Raw genomic sequence first — 14,427 nt, forward strand, 5'->3', positions numbered from 1 at the left:
CGAACACCCCCGACCGGTTCATGGAAGTCAACTGAACGTGACACCCGGAGAGTCTTCAATGAGCAGTGTTGTTGCCATCGTCAAAAGCATTGTTGGTCAGGTTTTCGCGGTGTCCCCAGAGGGCATCCGCCGCGTACTCGTTGAAGGCGACCGGTTGTTTGTCGGCGATCAGGTAGACACCGATGCCGCTGGCGCCGTCACCCTTGAGCTGGCTGATGGCCGAACCCTGGACCTGGGCCGCGACACTCAGTGGAGCGGCAGCGATCCGGATTCCAGCACCGACCTTGCGCAAGCCACTGCACAAGCCGCGCCATCGGTTGACGAATTGCAACAAGCCATCGCCGCCGGCGTCGACCCGACCACCGCTCTTGAAGCCACAGCAGCCGGCCCGACCGCTGCGAGCGCGGGCGGCTCTGCCGGGGGCGGCCACAGTTTCGTGGCCCTGGAGGCAACCGCCGCCCGGGTCGACCCGACCATCGGATTCCCGACCGCGGGCCTTGCCACTGCTGCCTTGGCAACACAAGACACCACCGGCGTGCAAACGGCTGACACCAGTGCCAACACGCTGCGCGAATCGACCCTGAGCCTGAGTGCCACGCCGACCATCACCGAGGCCGGTGGCGTGCTGGTTTACACCGCGACCCTGACCCAGGCGCCGCTGACCGACCTGACCATCACCCTGTCCAACGGCTCGGTAATCGTAATCGCAGCCGGCCAAACCACTGGCACGGTCAACGTTCCGCTGGCGCCGAACGACACTGTTTATAACGATCCGACCCAGATCAACGTGACTGTCACCGGTACCACGGGCGGCAGCGGTATCGTGGTCACCCCGCCGACAGTTCCGGCGGTGACCCAGGTCACCGATACAGTCGACACCACTACCGTCACGCTGACGGCTGGCTCGACCGTCACCGAAGGTGGCCAGATCACCTACACCGCGACATTGACCAACCCGGCGCAGACGCCGGTCACCGTTACTCTGTCCAACGGTTCGACCATCACCATCGCCGCGGGCAACACCACCGGCAGCGTCAATGTTCCGACGCCGACCAATGATGTCTACAACAATGGCAGCACCGTCAGCACCACGATTACCGGCGCTACCGGCGGCAACTTCGAGAATCTGGTACCGAGCCCAACTCCGGCCGTCACCACCATCACCGACTCCGTCGACACCACCACCGTCACGCTGACGGCCGGTTCGTCCGTCACCGAAGGCGGCCAGATCACCTACACCGCCACCCTGACCAACCCGGCGCAAACGCCGGTCACCGTCACTCTGTCCAACGGTTCGACCATCACCATCGAAGCCGGTAAAACCACCGGTTCCGTGAACGTCGATACCCCGGCCAATGACGTCTACAACAATGGCAGCACCGTCAGCACCACGATTACCGGGACTACCGGCGGCAACTTCGAGAGCCTGGTACCGAACCCGACCCCGGCGGTTACCACCATTACCGACTCGGTCGACGACACTGGCCTGACTCTGTCCGCCACCGGCAGCGTCACTGAAGGTGGCCAGATCACCTACACCGCCACATTGACCAACCCGGCGCAAACGCCGGTCACCGTCACTCTGTCCAACGGTTCGACCATCACCATCGAAGCCGGTAAAACCACCGGTTCCGTGAACGTCGATACCCCGGCCAATGACGTCTACAACAATGGCAGCACCGTCAGTACCACGATTACGGGCGCTACCGGCGGCAACTTCGAGAACCTCGTACCGAGCACCACGCCGGCCGTCACCACTATTACCGACTCGATCGACAACACCGGCCTGAGCCTCAGCGCCACCGGCACCGTCGTCGAAGGCGGCCAGATCACCTACACCGCCACCCTGACCAACCCGGCCGGCACGCCGATGACCGTGACCTTGAGCAATGGCTCGGTCATTACCATCGAAGCGGGCAAGACCACCGGCAGCGTGACAGTCGATACGCCGGCCAACGACGTCTACAACAATGGCAGCACCGTCAGCACTACGATCACCAGCACCAGCGGCGGCAATTTCGAACAACTGACCCCGAGTACCGAGCCGGCGGTCACCACCCTCACCGATTCAAAAGATGACACCGGCCTGAGCCTGTCGGCGTCCACCGAAGTGGCCGAAGGTGGTCAGATTCTGTACACCGCGACCCTGACCAATCCGGCGGGCACACCGGTTACCGTGACCTTGAGCAACGGGGCCGTGATCACCATCGCCGCAGGCGCGACCACTGGCAGCGTGAGCGTCGCCGCCCCTGCCGATGACGTCTATAAAGATGCCGGCCAAGTCGAAGTGACGATCAAGGATGCTGCGGGCGGTAACTTTGAAAACCTGGTGACTGACTCGACGGCCGCTGTCACCAGCGTCACCGACACCCTCGATACCAGCACGGTTTCGCTGACTGCTACCGCAGGCGTTGTTGAGGGCGGGACCGTGGTTTACACGGCTTCCGTCACTGCTCCGGTGACCGGCGCCCCAGTGATCGTGACCCTGTCCAACGGCCAGACCATCACCATTCCGGTCGGCGCGAGCAGCGCCAGCGTCAACTTCACCGCGCCAAACGATGCGTTGGCCGGCGGTGGTTCGCTGAGCGTGAAAATCGACGATGCCAAGGGCGGTAACTACGAAAAGCTGGAAGTTGATGGCAAGCCGGCGGATACCTCGATCACCGACACGGCGGACACCACGACCCTCAGCCTGTCGGCAACCGACTCGGTCGCTGAAGGCGGCTCCATTGTTTACACCGCGACCCTGACCAACGCCGCCGGGACTCCGGTCACCGTGACCTTGTCGAACGGCGCGGTGATCACCATCGCCGCTGGTGCCACCAGCGGCAGCGTGACTGTCGACGCACCGAAGGACGACGTCTACAAAGACGCCGGCCAGGTCGAAGTGACGATCAAGGACGCCGCAGGCGGCAACTTCGAAAACCTGGCCACCAATCCGGCAGCGGCGGTCACCGAGGTGACTGACACCCTCGACACTTCAACCGTCAACCTCACCGCGACCAGCACTGTGGCTGAAGGCGGCACGGTGGTTTACACCGCGTCCGTCTCCGCGCCGGTGACCGGTTCGCCAGTGGTTGTGACCCTGTCCAACGGCCAGACCATCACCATTCCGGTCGGCGCGAGCAGCGCCAGCGTCAACTTCACCGCGCCAAACGATACGTTGGCCGGCGGCAACTCGCTGAGCGTCAAGATCGACGATGCCAAGGGCGGCAACTACGAGAAGCTGGAGGTTGACAGCAAGTCGGCCGACACCTCGGTTACCGACACAGCAGACACCACGACTCTCAGCCTGAGCGCGACCGACTCGGTGGCTGAAGGTGGCTCCATCGTTTACACAGCGACCCTGACCAACGCAGCCGGCACACCTGTGACCGTCACGCTCAGCAACGGCGCTGTGATCACCATCGACGCCGGCAAAACCACCGGCACCGTCACCGTCCCGGCTCCATCCGATGACGTTTACAAAGATAGCGGCACGGTCCAGGCGACCATCTCCACCGCCACCGGTGGCAATTTCGAGAACCTGGTTCCTAGCACTTCCCCGGCAGTCACCAGCGTCACCGATACCATCGACACTACTACGGTCAACTTGACCGCGACGTCTACCATTGCCGAAGGCGGAACCGTGGTTTACACCGCGTCCGTGTCGGCTCCAGTGACCGGTTCACCGGTGGTTGTGACCTTGTCCAACGGCCAGACCATCACCATCCCAGTCGGCTCAAGCAGCGCCAGCGTGAATTTCACCGCGCCAAACGATGCACTGGCCGGTGGCAACTCCCTGAGCGTCAAGATCGACGACGCCAAGGGCGGTAACTACGAGAAGCTGGAAGTCGATGGCACGCCGGCAAACACCTCGGTGACTGATACCCAGGACACCACCAACCTGTCGCTGACCGCAACCGGCACCGTGGATGAAGGCGGCCAGATCACCTACACCGCGACCCTGACCAACGCGGCCGGCACACCTGTGACCGTCACGCTCAGCAACGGCGCCGTCATCACCATCGACGCTGGCAAAACCACCGGCACCGTCACCGTCCCGGCTCCATCCGATGACGTTTACAAAGACACCGGCACGGTCCAGGCGACCATCTCCACCGCCACCGGTGGCAATTTCGAGAACCTGGTTCCTAGCACTGTCCCGGCAGTCACCAGCATCACCGACACCATCGACACTACGACGGTCAACTTGACCGCGACGTCTACCATTGCCGAAGGCGGGACCGTGGTTTACACCGCGTCCGTCTCCGCGCCGGTCACCGGTTCGCCAGTGGTCGTCACCTTGTCCAACGGCCAGACCATCACCATTCCGGTTGGCTCGAGCAGCGCCATCGTGAACTTCACCGCGCCAAACGACGCCCTGGCCGGCGGCAACTCCCTGAGCGTCAAGATCGACGACGCCAAGGGCGGCAACTACGAAAAACTGGAAGTCGATGGCAAGTCGGCGGACACCTCGATAACTGATACTTCAGACACCACCAACCTCAGCCTGTCGGCGACTGACTCGGTCGCTGAAGGTGGTTCGATCGTTTACACCGCGACCCTGACCAATGCCGCCGGCACACCTGTGACCGTCACGCTCAGCAACGGCGCCGTCATCACCATCGAAGCGGGTAAAACTACCGGCTCCGTGACCGTCGACGCGCCAAAGGACGACGTCTACAAAGACGCCGGACAAGTCGAAGTGACCATCAAGGATGCCGCAGGCGGCAACTTCGAGAACCTGGCGACCAACCCAGAGGCAGCGGTCACCGAGGTGACTGACACCCTCGACACCTCAACCGTCAACCTGACCGCGACGTCTACCGTCGCCGAAGGCGGCACGGTGGTTTACACCGCGTCCGTGTCGGCACCGGTCACCGGTTCGCCAGTGGTTGTCACCCTGTCCAACGGACAGACCATCACCATTCCAGTCGGCGCGAGCAGCGCCAGCGTCAACTTCACCGCGCCGAACGACGCGTTGGCCGGTGGCGGTTCGCTGAGCGTGAAAATCGACGACGCGAAGGGCGGTAACTACGAGAAGCTAGATGTCGACGGCAAGTCGGCCGACACCTCAGTTACCGATACTCAGGACACCACCAACCTGTCGCTGACCGCGACCGGCACCGTGGATGAAGGCGGCCAGATCACCTACACCGCCACCCTGACCAACGCAGCCGGCACACCAGTGACTGTGACGTTGAGCAACGGCGCCGTGATTACCATCGAAGCGGGCAAAACCACCGGCTCCGTGACCGTCGATGCGCCAAAGGACGACGTCTACAAAGACGCCGGTACCGTCGAAGCGACCATCAAAGACGCGACCGGCGGCAACTTCGAGAACCTGGTTCCTAGCACTGTCCCGGCAGTCACTACCGTCAACGACACCATCGACACCAGCACCGTTTCGCTGAGTGCTACCACGAACGTCGCCGAAGGCGGTACCGTGGTCTACACCGCGTCCGTCTCCGCGCCGGTCACCGGTTCGCCAGTGGTCGTCACCTTGTCCAACGGCCAGACCATCACCATTCCGGTCGGCGCCAGCAGCGGTTCGGTCAACTTCGTTGCGCCCAACGATGCTTTGGCTGGTGGTGGTTCGCTGAGCGTCAAGATCGACGATGCGAAGGGCGGTAACTACGAGAAACTGGAAGTCGATGGCAAGTCGGCGGACACCTCGGTTACCGATACTGCGGACACCACAACCCTCAGCCTGTCGGCGACCGACTCCGTCGCTGAAGGTGGTTCGATCGTTTACACCGCGACCCTGACCAATGCCGCCGGCACTCCAGTCATCGTCACCCTGTCGAACGGTGCCGTCATCACCATCGCCGCCGGCGCCACCAGCGGCAGCGTGACTGTCGACGCGCCAAAGGACGACGTCTACAAAGACGCCGGCCAGGTCGAAGTGACGATCAAGGATGCCGCAGGCGGCAACTTCGAAAACCTGGCCACCAATCCGGCAGCGACGGTCACCGAGGTGACTGACACCCTCGACACTTCGACCGTCAACCTCACCGCGACCAGCACTGTGGCTGAAGGCGGGACCGTGGTTTACACGGCTTCCGTGTCGGCACCCGTGACCGGTTCGCCAGTGGTCGTGACCCTGTCCAACGGCCAGACCATCACCATCCCGGTCGGCTCGAGCAGTGCCAGTGTCAACTTCACCGCGCCGAACGATGCGTTGGCCGGTGGCGGTTCGCTGAGCGTCAAGATCGACGATGCCAAGGGCGGCAACTACGAGAAACTGGAAGTCGACGGCAAGTCGGCGGACACCTCGGTGACCGACACCGCTGACACCACCACCCTCAGCCTGTCGGCGACCGATTCGGTGGTCGAAGGCGGCTCCATCGTTTATACCGCGACTCTGACCAACGCCGCCGGCACACCGGTCACCGTAACGCTGAGCAACGGCGCCGTGATCACTATCGACGCCGGCAAAACCACCGGCACTGTCACCGTTCCGGCTCCATCCGATGACGTTTACAAAGATGCCGGTACGGTCCAGGCCACCATCTCCACCGCCACCGGTGGCAATTTCGAAAACCTGGTGCCGAGCACCATTCCGGCAGTCACCAGCGTCACCGACACCATCGACACTTCGACCGTCAATCTGACCGCGACAAGCACTGTGGCTGAAGGCGGCACCGTGGTGTACACCGCGTCCGTGTCCGCGCCGGTCACCGGTTCGCCAGTGGTTGTGACCCTGTCCAACGGCCAGACCATCACCATCCCGGTCGGCTCGAGCAGCGCCAGCCTCAACTTCACCGCGCCGAACGATGCCTTGGCCGGTGGCAGCTCCCTGAGCGTCAAGATCGACGACGCCAAGGGCGGCAACTACGAGAAACTGGAAGTCGACGGCAAGTCGGCCGACACCTCGGTGACCGACACCGCTGACACCACCACCCTCAGCCTGTCGGCGACCGATTCGGTGGCCGAAGGCGGCTCCATCGTTTATACCGCGACTCTGACCAATGCCGCCGGCACGCCAGTGACTGTGACCCTGTCGAACGGCGCAGTGATCACCATCGCCGCCGGAGCCACCAGCGGCAGCGTGACTGTCGACGCGCCGAAGGACGACGTCTACAAAGACGCTGGGCAAATCGAAGTGACCATCAAGGATGCGGCGGGCGGTAACTTCGAAAACCTGGCCACCAGCCCAGTGGCGGCGGTTACCGATGTCACCGATACCATCGACACATCCACGGTCAACCTGACCGCGACGTCTACCGTTGCTGAAGGCGGAACCGTGGTTTACACAGCTTCCGTGTCGGCACCGGTCACCGGTTCGCCAGTGGTCGTGACCTTGTCCAACGGCCAGACCATCACCATTCCGGTCGGTGCCAGCAGCGGTTCTGTCAATTTCGTTGCGCCAAACGATGCCCTCGCTGGTGGCGGTTCGCTGAGCGTCAAGATCGACGACGCCAAGGGCGGCAACTACGAGAAACTGGAAGTTGACGGCAAGTCGGCGGATACCTCGATCACCGATACTCCGGACACCACCAACCTGTCGCTGACTGCGACCGGCGCTGTAGATGAAGGCGGCCAGATCACCTATACGGCGACCCTGACCAATGCCGCCGGCACACCAGTGACTGTGACCCTGTCGAACGGCGCGGTGATCACCATTGAGGCGGGCAAAACCACCGGTTCCGTAACCGTCGATGCGCCAAAAGACGACGTCTACAAGGATGCCGGCCAGGTCGAAGTCACCATCAAGGATGCTGCGGGCGGCAACTTCGAGAACCTGGCCACCAGCAACACCCCGGCGGTCACCACTGTTAACGACACCATCGATACCAGTACCGTTTCGCTGACTGCCACCGCGAACGTCGCCGAAGGCGGCACCGTGGTGTACACCGCGTCCGTGTCGGCCCCGGTCACCGGCTCGCCGGTGGTTGTAACCCTGTCCAACGGCCAGACCATCACCATCCCGGTCGGCTCGAGCAGTGCCAGTATCAACTTCACCGCACCCAACGATGCGTTGGCCGGTGGCGGTTCGCTGAGCGTCAAGATCGACGATGCCAAGGGCGGCAACTACGAGAAACTGGAAGTCGACGGCAAGTCGGCCGATACCTCGATTACCGATACTCAGGACACCACCACTCTCAGCCTGAGCGCAACCGATTCGGTGGCCGAAGGCGGTTCGATCGTTTATACCGCGACGCTGACCAATGCCGCCGGCACGCCGGTGACTGTGACCCTGTCGAACGGCGCCGTGATCACCATCGCCGCCGGCGCCACCAGCGGCAGCGTGACTGTCGACGCGCCGAAGGACGACGTCTACAAAGACGCTGGGCAAGTCGAAGTGACCATCAAGGATGCGGCGGGCGGTAACTTCGAAAACCTGGCCACCAGCCCAGTGGCGGCGGTTACCGATGTCACCGATACCATCGACACATCCACGGTCAACCTGACCGCGACGTCTACCGTTGCTGAAGGCGGAACCGTGGTTTACACAGCTTCCGTGTCGGCACCGGTCACCGGTTCGCCAGTGGTCGTGACCCTGTCGAATGGCCAGACCATCACCATCCCGGTCGGCTCGAGCAGTGCCAGCGTGAACTTCACTGCGCCAAACGATGCCCTGGCCGGGGGCGGTTCTTTGAGCGTGAAGATCGACGATGCCAAGGGCGGCAACTACGAGAAACTGGAAGTCGACGGCAAGTCGGCGGACACCTCGGTGACCGACACCCCGGACACCACCAACCTCAGCCTGAGCGCGACAGACTCAGTCGCTGAAGGTGGCCAGATCACTTACACCGCAACCCTGACCAACGCCGCCGGCACTCCGGTCACCGTGACCCTGAGCAACGGCGCCGTGATCACCATCGACGCCGGTAAAACCACCGGCACCGTGACCGTTCCAGCTCCATCCGATGACGTTTACAAAGACGCCGGCACAGTCCAGGCGACCATCTCCACCGCCACCGGTGGCAATTTCGAAAACCTGGTTGCGAGCACTGCCCCGGCGGTCACCACCGTCAGCGACACCATCGACACCTCGACCGTGACCCTGAACGCCACTGCTTCGGCGGCGGAAGGCGGCACCGTCACTTACACCGCAACCGTCGGTGCGCCGGTGACGGGTAGCCCGGTCACCGTGTCCCTGGCCAACGGCCAGACGATCACCATCGACGTCGGCAAAACCACTGGTACCGTGACCACCGCCGCGCCGAACGACGCATTGACCGGCCATGCTCCGCTGACCAACTCGATCACCAGCGTCAGCGGCGGCAACTACGAAAATCTGGTGGCGGACAAAACGCCGGTCAGCACCACCGTGACCGACACCGTCGACACCACCAACCTCAGCCTGAGTGCGTCCAACTCGGTCGCCGAAGGTGGCCAGATCACCTATACCGCGACCCTGACCAACGCCGCTGGCACGCCAGTGACCGTGACCTTGTCGAACGGCGCCGTGATCACCATCGACGCCGGTAAAACCACCGGCACCGTGACCGTTCCAGCTCCATCCGATGACGTTTACAAAGACGCCGGCACAGTCCAGGCGACCATCTCCACTGCCACTGGTGGCAATTTCGAAAACCTGGTTGCGAGCACTGCCCCGGCGGTCACCACCGTCACCGATACCATCGACAAAACCGAAGTCAGCATCAGTGGCAGCACCTCGGTCACCGAAGGCCAGACCGCCAGCTACACCGTCAGCCTGACCCACCCGGCGCAAACCGAAGTGACGCTGAAAATCGTCTACAGCGGCACCGCCGCCGACGGTTCGGATTTCACCGGCGTGTACACCGTGAAAATCCCGGCCGGCGCCAGCAGCGCGAGCTTCAACGTCGCGACACTGGACGACAAGCTCACCGAAGGCACAGAGAACTTCGTAGTCAAGATCGACTCGGCCACCGGGGGTAACTTCGAAAATCTCGCGGTGAGCACTACCAACGGCAGCGTCAGCGTCAGCACCTCGATCATCGACAACGATGCCGCGCCGGTCCTCGACCTGGACGCCAACAACTCCAGCGGCGCCACCGGGGCCAACTACAACGTGACCTTCACCGAAGGCACCACGGGCCAGGGCGTGTCGATCGGTGATACCGACCTGACCATCACCGACCCGGACAGCACGATGCTGACCGGCGCCACCATCGTGCTGACCAACCGTCAGCCGGGCGATGCGCTGAACCTGGGCAACAGCGTCAACGGCATCAGCATCAACGCCAACAGCCAGGACGGCACCGTCACCCTGACCCTGTCGGGCAACGCGACGCTGGCCGATTACATGCAGCAGATCAAGAACATCAGTTTCACCAACAGCAGTGAAGATCCGAGCACCGTGCCGCGGATCATCACCGTGACAGTGACCGATGGCAGCAACTACTCCAACACCGCAACCACCACCGTCAACGTGGTGGCTGTGAACGATGCGCCGACCGCCGCACCGGTTAACGTCACCGGCACCGAAGACACCCCGCTGATCCTCGGCTGGTCGACCTTCGGCGTCAGCGATGTCGACAGCCCCACCGCCAACCTGGGGGTGAAAATCACTCAGCTGCCGGGCGACGGCAAGTTGCAGTACCTGGACGGTGCGACCTGGAAAGACGTGGCCACCAACCAGACCTTCAGTAAGGCCGACATCGACGCCGGCAAGTTGCGCTTCACGCCAGATGCCAACGAATCGGGCGTCGATGGCTACGGCGGCAGCGGCGTGGGCAACAAGCAGGCGGACTACGCGCAGATCAAGTTCCAGCCAACCGACGGTCAACTGCTGGGCAACACCGGCACGGTGAAAATCGACATCACACCGGTTGCCGACGCGCCTTCCCTGAGCGTCGCGGACAACAGCGTCAAGTCCACCGGGCTGATCAAGGAAGTCTGGACCGGTCTGTCGGGCCTTGGCACCGATGGCAGCGGCGCGTCTTCCGGCACGCTGAAATCGATCATCGACGGCGCGGGTACACCGAACTCCAGCAGCACCGTGACCAACGTTCAGTCCAATGGTGGCGTCACGGCCGGCACGGCGTCGAAAACGTCGGGCCTGATTTACCTCGAAGCCGGCAAGACATACACCTTCAGCGGTACCGGTGACGACAGCCTGTTGGTGACCATCGGCGGTAAAAACGTGGCCGCCACCACGTGGGGCGCAGGCGGCAGCCTGAACGGCTCGTTCACCCCGACCACCAGTGGTTACTACACCCTGGACATCTACCACCACAACCAGAGTGGCCCGGGCAACTATGACGTCAACCTGTCGGTCAATGGTGGTGCGGCAGTCGACCTGAGCAGCGCCGGCGTGCCGCTGTACACCGGCGTGGCGGATCTGGCCGCTTCTGGCGTGACGGTTTCCGACCTGCATGGCACCAATGGCGAAGGTTACTACGACGGCTACAGACTCAATGAAGGTGCCGAAGGCACCAGCGTTCACTTGTCCGCGATCAAGACCGCTCTGACCGACACCGATGGCTCTGAAAGCCTGAGCGTGAAGATCAGTGGCATGCCGGAGGGCTCGGTGCTCAGTGATGGCGCGGGCCACACCTTCACCACCACCAACGGTGAAGCCAACGTCACCGGCTGGAACCTCGGCACGCTGACCGTTACTCCGCCGCCGTACTACAACGGCCAGTTCACCCTGACCGTGACATCGACATCCACCGAAGCCCAGGGCGGTTCGGCACTGAGTACCACGCAGATCCCGGTCACGGTGTACCCGGCGGCTTACAACGCCACCACCGCCACAGCGGCCGACGACACCATCACCGGCACCGATGGCAACGACATCATGGTCGCCGACATCGGCGGGCTGACCGTGGTGCCGGGCACCAACTACAACATCGCATTCATGGTCGACAGCTCGGGCAGCATGAGCGCTTCTTCGATCAGCGCCGCCAAGGATTCGCTGACGGCGGTGTTCAACACTCTCAAGCAAAGCCTGGGCGGTAACTCCGGGACTGTGAATATCTTCCTGGCGGACTTCGATAACCAGGTCAACAAATCGGTGTCGGTGAACCTGAACGACCCGAACGCACTGACCTTGCTCAAATCCGTTCTGGACTCGATGTCATCCGGCGGCGGCACCAACTACGAGGACGTGTTCAAAACCACGGCCAACTGGTTCCAGAGTGCCGACGCGATTGCCAATACTGGCGCGAAGAACCTCACGTACTTCATCACCGACGGCAAGCCGACCTACTACCAGAGCGGCGAGCAAACCAACCCGATCTTGTACGGCAACGTGAAGCTCGATGACGTCATCACCACCACCAACTACAAGTTGGGGCAGACCTATTCCAGCTACCTGGACAGCACTCACCAGCTGACCATCGACAGCGCTGGCAACGTCACGCTGCTGACTCAGAATAAAAAGGGCAACTGGCACAGTTCTGACCTGGGCACCCTCCATGCCGAGGGTAACGGCACGTACGAACTGTCCTATCGCGATGGCACCGGCTACAGCACCGATTCCACCGCCATCGACAACTCCTCCAGCGGCTTCACATTGCTGAGCAACGTGTCGACGGTGGAAGCGATCGGCCTGAACACAGACGTCACCCTCGGCGACCTCAAGCCGTACGACTCGGATCAAACGCCACAAACCAACATCGACCCGAAAGACCTGGCCAACTCGATCATCGGCCATACCGAAGCGACACTGCCGGGTGCAGACACGGTCAGCGGCGGTGACGGCAACGACCTTCTGTTCGGCGATCTGGTGAGCTTCAACGGCATTGCCGGCGAGGGTTATCAGGCCATGCAGGCGTTCGTGGCCCAGCAGACCGGCGTCGACGTCAGCAAAGTCACCACCAGCAACGTGCACCAGTACATCACTGAGCACTACACCGCGTTCGACGTGTCTGGCGCCCATGACGGTAACGACACGCTGCTGGGTGGCGCGGGCAACGACATTCTCTTCGGTCAGGGTGGCAACGACCTCCTCGACGGCGGCAAGGGCAATGACATTCTGCTCGGCGGCAGCGGCAATGACTCGCTGATCGGCGGTCAAGGCAATGACATCCTGATTGGCGGTTCGGGTGCCGACACTTTCATCTGGAAGGCTGGCGATACCGGCAGCGATGTGATCAAGGACTTCAAGGCCAGCGAAGGCGACCGCATCGACCTGCATGATCTGTTGCAGGGCGAAAGCGGCAGCACCATCGACAACTTCCTGAAGATCACCACCGTGGACGGCGTGTCGTCGCTGCAAGTCAGCTCCGCCGGCAAGTTCAACAGCTCTGACGCAGCAGCGGCCACCCCGGACGTGACGATCAAACTGGAAGGTAACAATTGGTCCAGCGCCAGCATCAACTCGTTGATCGCCGGCAGTGACCCGACCATCAAGATCGATCACAACAACAGCTGATCCGTGAGCTGACGGCCGCCAAAAACCGGGCGGCCGTCACGTTTGCGTCCACCTCACGGGTGACGATTTCGTCGTCGCACCGCATACTCGCCTGCGTTGGCCTATGCTGCTGACAGCATGACGCTGGTCCATTTCCGAGGGATGCTCAATGTTTTACGTGCAACGCGATGCGCAAGGTCAGTTAGTGCGCGTGGAAGCCACGGCCTACGCCGAGGCCACGGAAACGCTGCCGGCCGACCACCATGAAATCCAGGCCTGGTATGCCCACGAAGTGGTTGAAACCAGCCTCAAGCAGCTCAAGCAGAGCGACCTGGAAATGATCCGGGTACTCGACGACTTGATCCAGGTGCTGACCCAAAAAGGCGTGATCCGCGTTACCGACCTGCCGGCCGCTGCGCAGGCCAAGCTGATGGACCGGACCCAGGCCCGTGAAGCGTTGGGCGGGTTGAGCCAGTTGATCGATGATGATGAGACAGGGTTGATCTAACGCCCGACGCCGATCGTTCCCACGCTCTGCGTGGGAATGCCTCAAGGGACGCTCCGCGTTCCAGCCCCACCGCCGACGTTGCGCCTGGCACCATTGTGACGCGGAGCGTCACGGGCTGCATTCCCACGCAGAGCGTGGGAACGATCATCTGTGCTACCTCACGCTAAACCTCGGCCCGAGTCTGCATCTGCGGCGATTCAAGGTGATCCAGCGCCCGCTCCACCAATAACTGCACGCCATCGGCCATTCGGCTAAGCGCCAGGGCTACTGAACGCCGTGAGCCTTCCACATCGTCCGCCAGGTCGGCGGCAATGGCGCTGATGGACAGCAAGTCTTCTGAGGCGTTGGCCAGAAGGGCTTCGGTGTCGATGTCGGGAGAGACGGTGAAGAGGTGGCGGCTGTGCGCAGGTGTGCAAGACCGGGACTGTTTAGGACACCCAGCAGATCCGAGAATCTCCTGCGCGCAGCCGCCAAAAGCCAGACTAGCCCTGAGCCTGAGCCCGGACAAGTTCACCAACACCGCTACAACCTGAAGGAAATCTCCTAGGACTTCGCTAGCGGTAATCGTTCCCACGCTCTGCGTGGGAATGCCTCAAGGGACGCTCCGCGTTCCAGCCCCACCGCCGACGTTGCGCCTGACACCGTT

General features: G+C 62.4%; 3 protein-coding genes. 2 read left to right on the top strand and 1 reads right to left on the bottom strand.

Annotated elements, in window-relative coordinates:
* Nucleotides 1-58: 58 nt before the first annotated feature.
* Both ACZ9BB_RS23245 and ACZ9BB_RS23250 read left to right on the top strand, forming a co-directional pair.
* Nucleotides 59-13,294 (top strand): retention module-containing protein, encoded by a 13,236-nt coding sequence (locus tag ACZ9BB_RS23245; RefSeq protein WP_476216564.1) that lies wholly within the window; start codon nucleotides 59-61, stop codon nucleotides 13,292-13,294.
* A 148-nt stretch (nucleotides 13,295-13,442) separates the two neighbouring features.
* Nucleotides 13,443-13,781 carry a hypothetical protein gene (locus ACZ9BB_RS23250; protein ID WP_008005691.1) on the top strand — a complete coding sequence of 113 codons (339 nt, stop codon included), beginning with the start codon at nucleotides 13,443-13,445 and terminating at the stop codon, nucleotides 13,779-13,781.
* A 163-nt stretch (nucleotides 13,782-13,944) separates the two neighbouring features.
* On the opposite strand, the gene ACZ9BB_RS23255 is transcribed toward ACZ9BB_RS23250, so the two are convergent.
* The gene (locus ACZ9BB_RS23255) at nucleotides 13,945-14,301 is read right to left on the bottom strand and encodes a DUF6124 family protein (protein ID WP_476216567.1); all 357 of its coding nucleotides are present in this window, start codon (nucleotides 14,299-14,301) and stop codon (nucleotides 13,945-13,947) included.
* Between the last annotated feature and the right edge of the window lie 126 nt (nucleotides 14,302-14,427).

This window comes from Pseudomonas sp. TE3552, assembly GCF_056278945.1.

What these genes read in the sequence shown, in the direction of transcription:
- ACZ9BB_RS23245 (WP_476216564.1), top strand. Translation starts at nt 59, where the DNA reads ATGAGCAGTGTTGTTGCCATCGTCAAAAGCATTGTTGGTCAGGTTTTC.
- ACZ9BB_RS23250 (WP_008005691.1), top strand. Translation starts at nt 13,443, where the DNA reads ATGTTTTACGTGCAACGCGATGCGCAAGGTCAGTTAGTGCGCGTGGAA.